The sequence below is a fragment of the Thermomonas fusca genome, assembly GCF_005862345.1.
GTDB classification, from domain to species: domain Bacteria; phylum Pseudomonadota; class Gammaproteobacteria; order Xanthomonadales; family Xanthomonadaceae; genus Thermomonas; species Thermomonas fusca.
Map to the genome: position 1 here is coordinate 118,151 of NZ_SROY01000003.1, position 13,079 is coordinate 131,229.

Below are 13,079 nucleotides of genomic sequence, written 5' to 3' on the forward strand. Positions count from 1 at the left end.
CCTCGCCGCAGCGGCGATTAGCCGGCATGCCGCGTGCAAAGGACGTCAACAAGCCGCGTCGTTTCCCCCGCTTCACATGCCGTGGCGGACCCTTGGGAACTCCCCGCCAAGGAAACGCGCATGGCCACCAGGAAGCCCCCCGCCCGCCCCGAGCAGAAACCGCGCAAGGCCGACGCGCCGCGCCGCGGCAACGGCGGCGAACCCCGCCAACAGGCCGAGGACGGCTACGACACGTTGACCACCGCCCAGGGCATCCCGGTCTCGGACAACCAGAATTCGCTGCGCGCCTTCGAGCGCGGGCCGACGCTGCTGGAGGATTTCATCCTCCGCGAGAAGATCACCCACTTCGACCACGAGCGCATTCCCGAGCGCGTCGTGCACGCGCGCGGCTCCGGTGCCCACGGCTATTTCCAGCTCAACAAGTCGCTGGCGAAGTACACCACCGCGCGCCTGTTCACCGAGACCAAGGTGCGCACGCCGGTGTTCGCCCGCTTCTCCACCGTCGCCGGCGGCGCCGGCAGCGTGGATACCCCGCGCGACGTGCGCGGCTTCGCGGTGAAGTTCTACACGCAGGAAGGCAACTTCGACCTGGTGGGCAACGACTTCCCCGTGTTCGCCATCCAGGACGCCATGAAGTTCCCGGACCTCGTCCACGCGCTGAAGATGGAACCGGACCGCGCCTTCCCGCAGGCCGCCAGCGCCCACGACACCTTCTGGGATTTCGTTTCGCTGACCCCGGAAACCTGGCACATGACCCTGTGGGCCATGTCCGACCGCGGCCTGCCGCGCAGCCTGCGGATGATCGAAGGCTTCGGCATCCACACCTTCCGCCTGGTGGACAAGAACGGGCGCTCGACCTTCGTGAAGTTCCACTGGCGGCCGCACCTGGGCGTGCAGTCGCATATCTGGGACGAGCACATGAAGATCCAGCATGCCGACAACGACTTCCATCGCCGCGACCTGTTCGAGGCGATCCAGGCCGGCGACTTCCCGGCATGGGACCTGGGGGTGCAGCTGTTCACCGAGGAACAGGCGGCCGAATTCCCGTTCGATCATCTGGACGCCACCAAGCTGATCCCCGAGGAACTGGTGCCGGTGCAGCTGATCGGCACCATGGTGCTGGACCGCTGGCCCGACAATTTCTTCGCCGAGACCGAACAGGTGGCCTTCTGCCCGGCGAACATGATCCCCGGCATCGACTTCTCCGACGATCCGCTGCTGCAGGGTCGCCTGTTCTCCTACCTCGATACGCAGCTGCTGCGCCTGGGTGGGCCGAACTTCACCCAGCTGCCGATCAACGCGCCCAAGTGCCCGTTCGCCAACCACCAGCGCGACGGCCACATGCAGATCACCACGCCCAAGGGCCGCGCGGCCTACGATCCGAATTCGCTTTCGCAGCCCGGCGACACCACCGCGCGGGAAACCGCGGCCGGGTTCCGCAGTTTCCGCGCCGCCGCCGGGGAAGACGGCAAGCAGCGCATCCGCGCCGAACTGTTCGCCGACCACTTCAGCCAGCCGCGCATGTTCTGGAACAGCCTGACCGACATCGAACGCGCGCACGTGGTGTCCGCGCTGGTGTTCGAGCTGTCGAAGGTGGAGAACGAGCACATCGTCGTGCGCACCGTGGCCCAGGCGCGCAACATCGATGAGGCGCTGGCGAAGCGCGTCGCCGACGGCCTGGGCATGCCGCTGCCGGCGCGCATCCCGCCAGCGCGCGAACCGATCGACATGCTGCCCTCCCCGGCCCTGTCCATCCTGCGCAACGCCAAGGAAACCCTGCAGGGCCGCGCCATCGGCATCCTCGTATCGGAAGGCAGCGACGTCGCGCAGGTCAACGCGCTGCGCAAGGCCGCGGAGAAGGCCGGCGCGCAGGTCAAGCTGATCGGCCCCAAGCTGCACGTCGCATTGTCCGACGGCAAGCGCCGGCGCCTGGACGGCAAGGTCGATGGCATGCCATCGCTGGTCTTCGACGCGGTGGGCAGCGTGCTGTCGCTGGACGAGGCCAGGAAACTGGCGAAGGAAAGCGCGGTGATCGACTTCTTCCGCGACGCCTTCGGCCACCTCAAGGCGATTGCCGCCTGTGGCGGCACCCGCGCGCACATCTTCAAGGCCGCCGGCATCAAGCCGGATGCCGGCGTGGTGGAGCCCGAGGACACCGCAGGCTTCGTCGCCGCAGCCAAGGTGCGGCAGTGGGCGCGCGAGCCCACCCTGCGCACCCTGCCGTGAGGTGATGTGCAAAGGCCCGCTTCCTTCGGGAAGCGGGCCTTTGCTTTTCCGGGGGAACCGGAGGCGCGTTGCCGCCGGCGCGGGCGCGAAATCAAGGAGGAGATGCCGACGCCATGTCGGCATCGGAGGACATTCGCGTCCGCGCCGGCGGCAACGCGCCCTCCCAACCCACGGTCGTCGGCGTCTCAACCCGTACCCGGGGTTTCCTTCGGCTTGGCCTGACGGTCGCGCAGCAGCGCACTGACCACGATGCCCAACCCCAGCACGGCCGCCACGATGAAGAAGACCAGCGCGATCGCCGGATAGCCGAACAGGCGCGCGCCACCTTCGTGGCGCATGAGCATGGCCGATGCCACGATCAGCGCGGCCACGATGATGCCGGTGCTGATCCGGTTGGCGATCTTCTGCATGTTTTCCATCAGCCGGGATTCTTCCAGCCCGGTGACCTTCACCTGCAGCCGGTTGTCGGCCAGCAGGCCGAGGATGTCGGAGACGCGGCGCGGCGCACCGCGCACCAGCGCCTGCAGCTCCATCGCCTCGCTGGCGAGGTTGGCGGGCGAGAACGACTTCTTCAGCCGCTGGCGCATGACGTGCTCGAGGTGGTCCTCCACCACCCGCTTCACGTCCAGCTGCGGATCCAGCCCGTTGCAGACGGCTTCCAGGTTGAGCAGCGTCTTGCCCAGCAGGCTCAGCTCCGGCGGCGTGCGCAGGCCGCAGGCGCTGCCCAGCAGCACCAGGTCCAGCACCATCCGGCCCTCCGGCTGCGTGCGTCCGCCGGTCATGGCGGCGTAGCGGGCGATCATCTGCCCCACTTCGCGGTGATAACGCTCGTTGTCGAAGTTTTCCAGCCGCGTGCCCATGGCGATGGCCTCGGCGGCCACGTCCTCGCCACGGCCGTCCACCGCGGCGAACAACAGCTTCAGCAGCTGCTCGCGCCGGCGCGGCGGGATGTGCGCCACCATGCCCAGGTCCAGCAGCGCGATGCGATTGTCGCGGGTGAGCAGCAGGTTGCCCGGATGCGGATCGGCATGCACCTCGCCATGCACGAACACCATGTCGAGGTAGGCGCGCATCACCGTCTCGGCCAACGCGCCCAGGTCCTGCTCGGTACGGCGCAGGCCGGAAATCGCGGTGACCTTGATGCCGTCGGCCAGGTCCATCGTGAGCACGCGCTCGCGGGTGTAGTCCCACACCGGCTGCGGCACCACGATCTCCGGGTACTTGGCGAAATGGTTGCCGAAGCGCACCAGATTGTCGGCCTCCACCCGGTAGTCGAGTTCAGCCAGCAGCGACTTGCGGAATTCGTGCACCCAGTCGGCAAAGCCCACGCGGCGGCCGACGTCGGTCCAGCGGTCTGCGCGGGCAGCAATGTCCGCCATCGCATCAAGATCGGCCACGATGGCCTGCAGCACGCCGGGGCGCTGCACCTTGACCGCCACCGGGCGGCCGTCACGCAGGCGGGCGCGGTGCACCTGGGCCAGCGAGGCGGCGCCCAGCGGTTCGGGATCGAACTCGGCGAAGGCCTGCGACAGCTTCACCCCCAGTGCCTCCTCCACCAGCGCGCGCACGTCCTCCACCGGCATGGGGGACACATCGTCCTGGATGCGCTCCAGCGCGACCAGGTACTCCGGCGGCAACATGTCGGGCCGGGTGGAGAGCGCCTGCCCCAGCTTGATGAAGGTGGGACCCAGTGCCTCCAGGTCGTCCACGAAGGCCTCGGGCCCGGCCTCGCTGTCCGACTGCACGGCGGGGGCTTCACCGAGATCCCCATCCAGTCCCGCGAACACGCCGGCACGGCGGTACTTCAGCAGGAAGCCGAGGATCTGCGCGGTGCGCGCAATCCCGGTGGACGGAGTGGCAGTGGCGTTGCTGGGCACCTCGAACGGTGCGATCGGGGTTTCCGGCACGTCCTGCGAATGATGCGGATCTGGCATGGCGGGTCCATTCGATGAGTGGGCCGCCACGCGCTGCAGCGTGCGTGGCACGTGCGCGGCGTGGCGCTGGTGCCAGCCTGCGACAGCGCCGGTGTGACCTGCGTGAAGCAGCTGGCCGCCGGGTCAGTGCCGACGCCGCCCCAGGCGCGCGGCATTGGCGCCCACCCGCCTGGCGTAGGGCGCCAGCACGGCGCGGCCGGCGCGCTCGACCTGGGCGGGGCTCAACGGCTGTCCCAGCAGGCATTGCGTCCACGCCAGCAGCGCATGGGTGTTCAGTGCTGCCCAACTTTCCATCGCCGCGGCCTGCTTCTCCAGCACCATCCGGCTGGCTTCGCGACGGGTCCGAGCGGACGGCGGCACCATCGGGACCATCCAGTCCCCCATCCGCGCCGCCATCACCAATGGCGCCTGCAGCGCCATGTGCATCATCTGGCCGGCAAGCCCTGCGTAAGGAAACAGCATCGCCCTGCTCCGTGGAATCGGACGCCAGTGTCCGTGCCGCGGGCTCAATGCCGCGTGAGGTGCGGGCGCCTCGATGTCCGTGGGCGTCAACGGTGCCCGGATCAGGCCCCTGCCGCGCGGGCCGCGGGACGCCAGCCCAGCAGCCGCGCAGGCAGGAAGAGAACCGCCCGCAGGAAGGCGAACAGCGCAGCAAAAGTGATGCCGAGCAGACGGAATGGCAGGGCGATCAGCCAGACCAGCGGCCACAGGACCAATGCCAGCAACGCAAGCGGCCAGCAAAGAACGAACAGGACGCACCAGACCAGCAGTGCCAACAGCGCTCCCATGTGGGCGCTCCCGAGGTGGACGGAGGGCCTACGTTGCCGCCGGCGGCAGTCAGCGCCAACCGCGGCGCGACGAACCTGCCGGAATCCGCGACGGAACCGGGACCGCGACGGCTAGAACATTCCCAACGCGTTCGGCGAATCCTTCGGAATCATCTGCCCCACGTCCCACATCTCCACGATCCTGCCGCCGGAGAACCGCAGGATATGCACCACCGCGATGTCGATGTCGGCCTGCTCCCGCCGCACATGCGACAGCACCGCCACCCGGTCGCCGCTCTCGATGGTCTGCTTGACCTCGAACGACCTGTTCGGCTCGCTGCGTGCGCTTTCCTCCATCCCCCGCAGCAGCGATTCGCGGTCGCCCGGGAACCAGGCGTTGTGGTGGCGGAAATCCTCCGCCACATGGCGGTCGTAAGCCTCCCGCACCTGCCCGGAAGCACACAGGCACAGGAACTCGGTGGCGATGGACGCAAGGGACGCAGGGGACATGGCGGCACGCTTCGAGGGTGAAACCGCCGCCAGTCTCCCGCATCCGCCGTCGTGACAGAAGCAGGCGCGGACCGGCGCCACTGGAAGGGAACCTGGCTCGCTACTATCGGGCAACGCCATCACCGGTGGTCCGCCATCGCAAGCAGCACGCGGGAGTCACGATGGGCAACTGGCACACCCTCTACACCCCCTGCGGCGCGGTGCAGGCCTGGCGCGCGGATCCCGCCGGCGCGCCGCGCGGCGCGGTGGTGGTGGCGCATGAAATCTTCGGCCTGCTGCCGCACTACCAGCGCCTGTGCGAACGGCTGGCCGATGCCGGCTTCATCGCGCTGGCCCCGGCGTATTTCGACCTGATCGAGCCCGGACTCGTGCTGCCCACCGACCAGACCGGCGCCGACCGCGGCCGTAGCGTGGTGAACCGGCTGGGCCTGGACTGCGGCCTGGATACCACCGAAACCGCCGCGCAGCTGCTGCAGGCGGAAGGCCACCAGGTGGGCGTGGTGGGGTTTTCCTGGGGCGGCACGGTGGCGCTGCTGGCCAATACCCGGCTGGGCCTGCCGGCGGTCAGCTATTACGCCACACGCAACCCGCCCTATCTGGACGAACCCGCGCAGGCGCCGCTGATGTTCCACTTCGGCGCGCTGGATGCGGCCATCCCGCCGGAAACCGTCGAACTGCACCGGGAGAAACAACCGCAGGCGCAGTTGTTCGTGTACGCCGACGCCGATCATGCTTTCAACCGCGAGCCGGACCTGCCTTATCACCCGCAAGCGGCTGCACTGGCGTGGGAGCGCACTTTGGGGTTTTTTGGTGAGGCTCTGCGGTAAGCAGCTCTGGCGCTAACACTAAAGTGAACCTGACCCCGTTCTTTAGAAAAGTGAACCTGACACCGTTACCGACGCCTTCAACCGAGACCCGGACCCGCCCTACCAACCGCAGGCGGCTGCGCTCGCTTGGGAGCGGACGCTGGGATGCATAGGTGAGAGTCTGCGATGAGCAGCTAGGACATCAACAGAAAAGTGAACCTGACCTCGCTCCTCCCATCACATTAGAAAATTCGACTCTGACCCCAGTTTTGCCGGTTTTGGTTAGCCTGTTGCTCGGATTGCACGTAGTTCAAGCATTGTCGCTTCACCATTTGCTGTAAGGCTCCAGAAGAGTGCCATGCCACCTTGAGTTGTCTTAAGGTAGTTGATTCTTACGAGTCCAAGCGCCTTCAACTGGATCTTGATCGTTTGGTAGTCATGATCAGCAATGCGAGAGTCGTAATAGTTGATTTTCTTGTGCTTGAGAATCGCTTTTTTTAGTTCTAGCTTGACGTTCGCATCACTTGGGTGCGAGAGCAGATCGGGGGAAATCAAGCCGAATATTTCTCCCCAAGTCAGGTCCGCAGTCCACGGTCGCCACCCGTAGTCATGTGCTGGTTTGAGCTCACCATGTACTGTGAAGCTTTCCGTCAATCCAGCTAAGTTCAACGTAGGGCTTGCTTCATTCTTTTGACTTTGCTCAAGCGATGCTCGTAGCTCTTCGTTTTCCTTGCGAATTACGTTGATCTCATTGAGTAGCTCACTCGAGCCCACTTGATTGGCACGAACCCAGCCGATGGCGGGGTACGTCTTGATTGTTTTTGACAGACTGAGTGCAACGAGGCCTGGCAAGTCAGTCGCTGTGCGCCAATACTTAACCAGGCGTCCCGTTTCTACTTTGTCTCGGAAATCAATGAGTCTTTGTGCGAGCTCGGGATCCTTGTCTGTCTTTCCGACAATGATTTCGTCAGGATTTTCATGAATGAATGCAACTACCTTCAGACCTATTGAGACCGCATAGTCATATTCTTTCTCTGTGTAGCTAATGCCTTCATTGGTAGTGCTTCCATATCGGCCGCCAATGATCAAAATGTAGTAGTCACAGTCATTAATGACGCGCTTGATGAACTCAAATTGCTCTTCATCTGTGGCGGGAAATAGCTCCATCCCTGAGGGGATGCAATCCATCTCCATTAGGGTCTGGATGACATGCTGCCTTTCTTCTTTAAGATCGGCATACGTTGAGCTCACGAAGACTTGATATCTCTTGTCCATGCGATGAAGTCTCAAAAACAGGCTAACGCCTGAGTTAAGCCGCACCGCTTTGCGGCGGCGACAGAGTCACAATCCTACGGGACTTTGCCGACGCCGCGAAGCGGTGTCGGCTTGAACGAATTGTTAGGGCGCGGCGTATGGAGTGATTTGGGAGCCTTGGAGTTTCGCCACAAGATCGCTCAGATCTCTGGTGGCTTCTTTCAGGGAATTCCCCTTCTGGTCCAGTGGATTATGAACGACGTGGTTCCTCAATTTTCTCAAGCGGTTGATGCGCTCAATCATTGAGCTATCAAGGATCTCCATTGATTGGATTGCGTGGATCGCATCAACCGTATTTATCACGCGTTTCTTGCTTAGACGTGCAACGGTCATTAGGTACGATTCGAGATGAGACCACGCCTGCAAGAAGCTCCCAATATCTGCGCTGCTGGTCGATTGGGCGCTGGCGGTGATTTGCCCGCAAATCTTGGCGATTCTGTCACCTGCGGGATAAAGTGCGCTCCGTGGGATTGGTGAAAATCCCTTGCTCCAGAATTTGGCTAAACGAGAGATACGAAATTTGGCGATTAGGCGCCGATTGAAATCCAACTCGCTCTTAGAATCGTAGTCATCTGGTGATTCATCGGTCCCTGCAAGGTATCCCTCCTGGAAGTACGGGCGGAGCGCATCCGGGGGGCAGATGCTCAGAAGACGTACATTGACGAGGTCATGTTCTGAGTTAAGGGATACCCTATTTGTTAGATAAGGAAGGCCGAAAACATAAATGAATGGATCCGTCGTTGCGCCGTCCAACGCAAAGCTGCATGCCACGCGAAGAGACTGGGTGAAGTCTATAAGCGGGGTGGGGCAAACCTCGTAGTGTTGGAGGATGCTCCACTGTACGTATTTCCTTCGTTTGACTTCTGGCGCTCCCTCAATGCCGTCTTGCGTAAGCAATTCAATGAGCGTGGATGAGGCGCTATTCAGGGCGCTTATTCGTAGCTCTAACTCATCCTTGCTTATTCGCTCGCCACGATAAATCGTTGGATAAAAGGTCGAGGAATTCGTCTTGTTCAGATAGTCATTGTTCTGCCCGCGAAATAGCAGGACATGGTCTTTGTTAAGACAAGAAAGTCTTGCGACGTGATGGACGAGCTTGGTGAACGAACTAATGTAATAAGCGTCAGCTTTTGATGGGTGAAGTTCGCCGTAGTGATCTGACAAATCAGTTGTTAGCTGTCCTACGATTTCGCGCATGCGATTTCCTTCAGTCGCGCCCTAACGCCTTATGTCTTGAACACTCCCTACTCTAGGCGCCGAGAGCCCGGCGTACGTGCCCGATAACGCCTCGGTGTCAGCACCACCGTAATTCAGCAGGGGCCGCACGCCGGATCTCGCGCCCTGCGCCCGAACAGTTGATCGAGGTTTCCCTCGAACTGATAAGCGTGGGCCTCGGGCGCGATGCTCTCGGCCACTCAACTGTAGCGGAGAACGGGAATGGCGGCAGTCGGGATCGGTGTGGGCAAGACCAATCTGGACGTTGCGGTGGAAGGTCGCCAAGGCGTCACGCGTACGCGAACACCCCCAGTGGCATAACGAAGCTCGTGAAATGGTTGCGGGGGCTTGATGCGCCCCGCATCTTGGTGGAGGCCACGGGCGGTTATGAAGAGCCAGTGCTCGAGGCCTGTTGCGATGCGGGCCTGTGGATCTGCCGGGTCAATCCGCGGCAAGCGCGCAACTTCGCCAGGGCGACCGGTGAGCTGGCCAAGACGGATGCGATTGATGCCCGCCTGCTGGCCCTCATGGCACGGTTGCTGAGTGACCGGCTTCGTCCTTACGCGGCGCCACTGGCGTGGCAACAGGAACTGCGCGACTGGCTGCGTCGTCGTGGCCAGATCGTCATGACGCTGCAGGCCCAGAAGCAGCAGGCTGCGATGGCCCCGCCTGCAGTGCGAATCCTGACGCTGCGTACCATCGCCGCGCTCGCCCGCGAGCTGAAGGCTGTGGAACAAGCGATCAGCGGATTGATCAAACAGCACGCTACCCCTGCCGTATGTTCCAGCAAGGGGTTGGGACCGGTCTTCCAGGCGAGCATGCTGGCGCTGCTCCCTGAGCTGGGCGAGCTGAGCCGCCGCGAGATCGCGAAGCTGGTGGGTGTGGCGCCGATGAATCGCGATAGTGGCCAAGGACAAGGAAAGCGCCGGATCCACGGCGGGCGGGCGCCGGTGCGAGTTGCCCTGTACATGGCAACCCTGTCGGCCGTGCGATGGGACCCGTTGATGAAAGCGCACTACCAGCAGCTGCGTGTCCGCGGAAAACTGGGCAAGGTGGCGCTGGTGGCCTGCATGCGCAAACTGCTTGGAATCGTCAATGCACGGCGCCGGGATGAGCTGCGTGCTGAGGGCAAGCTCCTGGCCTGAAAGGCAGGATCACAAGACAGTTGCTGAGTTAAGCCGAACCGCGTAGTGGAGGCAAAGGCATGGCAAGCTTTTTCTGCCATGCCTTTGCCGTAACGAAGCGGTTTCGGCTTGAACGAATTGTTAGGCCGCGCCCCATGACTACATGCAATGAGAGCAGCGAGTCAGTGACCGGCCGTACTTGGTTTGCGAGTACTGCTCCAGAGCGCTCAAGTCAGTGCCGCAGAACTTGACATAGTCACCAGTTGTGAAATTGCCAATCTTGGGGCTGGACATTGAGCCGTGTGTTGCCGCGTGAACCATCGGGTACTGCGGAACTGACCCGGCCCGATCGACGTTTGCGACGAAGCCATGCGGATTGGCCTGAACCCACTTGAGATAGCCGGTCTCATCATTGTCAAACAGCTCGACCATGATTGTCTCCAATTGCCTGGACGGTTGTTAGCGGCCTAACGCCTGAGTTAAGACGCGTAGCGTAGTGCAGGTGGCAGGCATGGCAAGCTCTTTATGCCATGCCTGACGCCGGAACGAAGCGGAGTCGGCTTGAACGAATTGTTAGCCTTTACCGTCATCAAATATGATTTGAACCGCATGGTCGGTTAACCACTTGTCTGCATCGGAGGCGAGCCATGTAACGACAGTTGCGGTAGACCAGCTTGTCAGTTGCTCGACCGCCTCGATGGTGGATGCCGGAGCCCACAGGGCAAGGTAGGAATCTGCGTACTTGTGGTTCTTTAGGGTTGCGATTGAACAGAGTTGAATCGTCGCTCCATCCTGCAGAGTGATTTCACGATTCTTGATCAACTGACGTGACAAGTCCTCGCCAAGAACGTCAACTAGGATCGTGTCTTTTACATTGGATAGCGTAGGTACGACGATTACACCCGTAGTCTTGGGTTGTAAGTTTTCGAGAAAGCTGCGAAGCCCTGCCCGAGTTCCATCGCGATTGTCGCCAAACGATTTTGCAAGAAAGCGTGTTCGAGCCACTAAATTCTCCAGTAAAGGCTAACGCTTGATTAGCCCTCAAAAGCGAAGACTAATCCAGATGGTGCAATTCCCCACCCACCCCGCCAACGCGAAGCAGGCACCCCGTGCTTCGCTAACCAAAAGCCAAGCGCTGGAACTCTCCCCAACGTTCACGCCCCCGAAATCAGGTCAACACAAAACCCCGTTCGCGAAACATATCGCCCCAATAAAGCCGCTGCAAATCCCCGCCCTACTTCTTCTTGGCTTTCCCATCCGCTTTCGCCTTCTTCACCTTAGGCGCCGGCATCAACACCGCCGTCTCCAGCAGCAATTCCCGCAGGCGCTCGCCGTCGTCCAGCAGCTCGTCGGCCACCGGGTAATCCTTGGCGCCGGGGTACGGCGGGCGTTGCGGCAGGTCCGGGGCCAGGCGGGTGACGGCGGCGGAAGGCTTGACGAACAGGCTGTTGTCGCAGGCGAAGGCCACCACCTTTTCGTCCACGTACAGGGCGAATTCCCCGAACATGCGGCGGTGGGTCAGGCGGGCGCCGAGGCCGGCCTGTTCTTCGAGATAGGCGATGAAATCGGTGTCGGTGGCCATGGCGCGGGGCGTGCGGCCGGGCTGGCCGGCGGGGCCCCACGATAGCGCCGGACGGCGGGTGCCGTCCGGGCTGTGCGCGGCGGGATCAGCCGCAGCCGTCCAGCTTCAGGGTCTGGCCGGGCTTGATGGCGTACTTGGGTTTCTTCAGGCGGTTGGCCTTGGCCAGGTCGCCGATGTCGCAGCGCAGCTTGCGGGCGATGCCGCCAAGGGTGTCGCCGCGCTGCACCTTGTAGGTCTTCTGCTTGGTCACGGCGCGTGCGGGGGCGGCGGGCGGCGGGGGCACGGCGGTGGGCATGGGGTCGCCCACCCGCACCAGCGCGGAGCGCACGTCGCTGGTCATCAGCTGCTGGGCCAGTTCCAGGCGCTTGCCGCGGGTGCAGTTGAAGCGGTACAGCCAGGAGATGCGGGTGGTGGCGTTCAGCGCGGTGCCGGCCGGCAGGATCTGGCCGGGTTCCCAGCGCGGGTTGAGGTTGCGCAGCGCGCGCAGGTAGCCGTCGCGCGAGCCCCAGTTGCCCAGGCAGATGGTGAGCTGGTACAGCGAGGCCGGCTGCGACAGGGTGACGGTGGCCGGGCGGGCGCTGACCCGCGGCCAGCGGATGCCGTAGTCCTTCGGATGCAGGAACAGCCACGCCGCGGCGATCACCATCGGCACGTAGTCCTTGGTTTCGGCCGGGAACTGGTTGTACACGTCCACATCCCAGAAGCTGCGCCCGCCGGTCTCGCGGAACACGCGCAGGGCACGGCCCTCGCCACCGTTGTAGCCGGCCAGCGACAGCTCGATGCTGTTGTTGAGCTGGGCCATGCGTTCGGTCAGGTACTGCGCGGCGGCATCGGCGGAGGCGCGCGGGTCGTAGCGGGTATCGAAGCCGCTGCCGTCGTTGCCCAGGCCGAAGCGGCGGCCGGTGGCCGGCATGAACTGCAGCGGCCCCACCGCGCCGGCGCGCGAGCCGGCGTGCACCTTGCCGTTGGACTCCTTCGCCATGATCCCGAACAGCAGCGCTTCCGGCAGGCCGTGCTGCTTGAACGCCGGCGACATCAGGTGCTGCATGTAGCGGTAGTTCTCGTAGCTGTCCATCAGCGACGGCCGCATGTCGGTGAGCCAGCGGCGGATGCCGGCCTGCACCGCCGGGTTGAACTGCACCATCTTCACGAAGCGCTGGCCCTCCTCGCTGAGCAGCGAGGCGGCGCTGGCGGAATCGGGCACGTCGACGTCGTCCAGATCGGATTCGTCGATGGGGTCGGCATTGCCGTCCTCGGCGACGAGATCGTCGAACTGCGGAGTGGCCAGCAGCAGCCGCTCGTAGGTGGCCAGCATGGTTTCCACCGAGCAGCCGCGCTGCTTGGCGCAGGCATCCACCACGCCCTTCATTTCCGCCAGCGCGGCCTTGGTGGCGTTGGCCGCCGCTTCCTCGTCCACCGCCAGCATGGCATCGCGGTAGCGCTTCTCGGCGGCGTTCATGCGCTGCTGCAACACCGCCACCGCGGCCTGGTCGCGTTTGGACTCCGCCTGCGCGGCGGGCGCGCACAGCCCTGCCAGCAGCGTGAGGGAAAGCGTGGCGATCAGGGGCAACGGACGAAGGGACATCAGGCGTGGACTTGCG

Annotated in this window: 13 protein-coding genes; 3 read left to right on the forward strand and 10 right to left on the reverse strand. The window is 63.4% G+C overall.

Annotation, left to right across the window (positions count from 1 at the left end):
• The first annotated feature begins 120 nt into the window (after nucleotides 1–120).
• Nucleotides 121–2,226 (forward strand): catalase, encoded by a 2,106-nt coding sequence (locus tag E5S66_RS08430; protein ID WP_138348826.1) that lies wholly within the window; start codon nucleotides 121–123, stop codon nucleotides 2,224–2,226.
• Between the two features lie 185 nt (nucleotides 2,227–2,411).
• Here E5S66_RS08430 and E5S66_RS08435 read toward each other — a convergent pair whose 3' ends face one another.
• The 4 genes from E5S66_RS08435 to E5S66_RS08450 all read right to left on the reverse strand — a co-directional run bounded on the left by E5S66_RS08435 (nucleotide 2,412) and on the right by E5S66_RS08450 (nucleotide 5,437).
• The gene (locus E5S66_RS08435) at nucleotides 2,412–4,160 is read right to left on the reverse strand and encodes an ABC1 kinase family protein (protein WP_138348827.1); all 1,749 of its coding nucleotides are present in this window, start codon (nucleotides 4,158–4,160) and stop codon (nucleotides 2,412–2,414) included.
• 123 nt (nucleotides 4,161–4,283) lie between these two features.
• A complete protein-coding gene (locus E5S66_RS08440; protein WP_138348828.1) occupies nucleotides 4,284–4,622 on the reverse strand; it encodes a hypothetical protein in 339 nt (112 codons plus the stop codon).
• 101 nt (nucleotides 4,623–4,723) lie between these two features.
• A complete protein-coding gene (locus E5S66_RS08445; RefSeq protein ID WP_028839055.1) occupies nucleotides 4,724–4,948 on the reverse strand; it encodes a hypothetical protein in 225 nt (74 codons plus the stop codon).
• A gap of 111 nt (nucleotides 4,949–5,059) precedes the next feature.
• Complete coding sequence (locus E5S66_RS08450) at nucleotides 5,060–5,437, reverse strand: nuclear transport factor 2 family protein (RefSeq protein ID WP_138348829.1); 378 nt, start codon at nucleotides 5,435–5,437, stop codon at nucleotides 5,060–5,062.
• A 161-nt stretch (nucleotides 5,438–5,598) separates the two neighbouring features.
• Here E5S66_RS08450 and E5S66_RS08455 point away from each other — a divergent pair, with 161 nt between their 5' ends.
• Nucleotides 5,599–6,264 (forward strand): dienelactone hydrolase family protein, encoded by a 666-nt coding sequence (locus E5S66_RS08455; protein WP_138348830.1) that lies wholly within the window; start codon nucleotides 5,599–5,601, stop codon nucleotides 6,262–6,264.
• Between the two features lie 261 nt (nucleotides 6,265–6,525).
• Here E5S66_RS08455 and E5S66_RS08460 read toward each other — a convergent pair whose 3' ends face one another.
• Both E5S66_RS08460 and E5S66_RS08465 read right to left on the reverse strand, forming a co-directional pair.
• The gene (locus tag E5S66_RS08460) at nucleotides 6,526–7,518 is read right to left on the reverse strand and encodes a DUF4062 domain-containing protein (protein WP_138348831.1); all 993 of its coding nucleotides are present in this window, start codon (nucleotides 7,516–7,518) and stop codon (nucleotides 6,526–6,528) included.
• A gap of 123 nt (nucleotides 7,519–7,641) precedes the next feature.
• Nucleotides 7,642–8,754, reverse strand: coding sequence for an FRG domain-containing protein (locus E5S66_RS08465; RefSeq protein ID WP_138348832.1), 1,113 nt, complete (start codon nucleotides 8,752–8,754; stop codon nucleotides 7,642–7,644).
• Between the two features lie 188 nt (nucleotides 8,755–8,942).
• On the opposite strand from E5S66_RS08465, the gene E5S66_RS08470 reads away from it, so the two are divergent.
• Nucleotides 8,943–9,917, forward strand: a complete 975-nt coding sequence (locus E5S66_RS08470) for an IS110 family transposase (RefSeq protein WP_281278272.1) — start codon at nucleotides 8,943–8,945, stop codon at nucleotides 9,915–9,917.
• Nucleotides 9,918–10,055: 138 nt separating this feature from the next.
• Here the strand turns inward: E5S66_RS08470 and E5S66_RS08475 are convergent, their stop codons facing one another.
• From E5S66_RS08475 to E5S66_RS08490, 4 genes are all read right to left on the reverse strand, one after another.
• On the reverse strand, nucleotides 10,056–10,328 hold the full coding sequence (locus E5S66_RS08475; RefSeq protein ID WP_138348834.1) for a hypothetical protein: 273 nt from the start codon (nucleotides 10,326–10,328) through the stop codon (nucleotides 10,056–10,058).
• 141 nt (nucleotides 10,329–10,469) lie between these two features.
• The gene (locus E5S66_RS08480; RefSeq protein WP_138348835.1) at nucleotides 10,470–10,901 is read right to left on the reverse strand and encodes a hypothetical protein; all 432 of its coding nucleotides are present in this window, start codon (nucleotides 10,899–10,901) and stop codon (nucleotides 10,470–10,472) included.
• Between the two features lie 229 nt (nucleotides 10,902–11,130).
• Entirely contained in the window at nucleotides 11,131–11,478 is a 348-nt protein-coding gene (locus tag E5S66_RS08485) for a TfoX/Sxy family protein (RefSeq protein WP_138348836.1), read from the reverse strand.
• An 85-nt stretch (nucleotides 11,479–11,563) separates the two neighbouring features.
• Nucleotides 11,564–13,063 carry a lytic transglycosylase domain-containing protein gene (locus tag E5S66_RS08490; protein WP_138348837.1) on the reverse strand — a complete coding sequence of 500 codons (1,500 nt, stop codon included), beginning with the start codon at nucleotides 13,061–13,063 and terminating at the stop codon, nucleotides 11,564–11,566.
• Between the last annotated feature and the right edge of the window lie 16 nt (nucleotides 13,064–13,079).

What these genes read in the sequence shown, in the direction of transcription:
- E5S66_RS08460 (WP_138348831.1), bottom strand. Translation starts at nt 7,518, where the DNA reads ATGGACAAGAGATATCAAGTCTTCGTGAGCTCAACGTATGCCGATCTT.
- E5S66_RS08465 (WP_138348832.1), bottom strand. Translation starts at nt 8,754, where the DNA reads ATGCGCGAAATCGTAGGACAGCTAACAACTGATTTGTCAGATCACTAC.
- E5S66_RS08485 (WP_138348836.1), bottom strand. Translation starts at nt 11,478, where the DNA reads ATGGCCACCGACACCGATTTCATCGCCTATCTCGAAGAACAGGCCGGC.
- E5S66_RS08430 (WP_138348826.1), top strand. Translation starts at nt 121, where the DNA reads ATGGCCACCAGGAAGCCCCCCGCCCGCCCCGAGCAGAAACCGCGCAAG.
- E5S66_RS08440 (WP_138348828.1), bottom strand. Translation starts at nt 4,622, where the DNA reads ATGCTGTTTCCTTACGCAGGGCTTGCCGGCCAGATGATGCACATGGCG.
- E5S66_RS08490 (WP_138348837.1), bottom strand. Translation starts at nt 13,063, where the DNA reads ATGTCCCTTCGTCCGTTGCCCCTGATCGCCACGCTTTCCCTCACGCTG.
- E5S66_RS08445 (WP_028839055.1), bottom strand. Translation starts at nt 4,948, where the DNA reads ATGGGAGCGCTGTTGGCACTGCTGGTCTGGTGCGTCCTGTTCGTTCTT.
- E5S66_RS08475 (WP_138348834.1), bottom strand. Translation starts at nt 10,328, where the DNA reads ATGGTCGAGCTGTTTGACAATGATGAGACCGGCTATCTCAAGTGGGTT.
- E5S66_RS08450 (WP_138348829.1), bottom strand. Translation starts at nt 5,437, where the DNA reads ATGTCCCCTGCGTCCCTTGCGTCCATCGCCACCGAGTTCCTGTGCCTG.
- E5S66_RS08455 (WP_138348830.1), top strand. Translation starts at nt 5,599, where the DNA reads ATGGGCAACTGGCACACCCTCTACACCCCCTGCGGCGCGGTGCAGGCC.
- E5S66_RS08435 (WP_138348827.1), bottom strand. Translation starts at nt 4,160, where the DNA reads ATGCCAGATCCGCATCATTCGCAGGACGTGCCGGAAACCCCGATCGCA.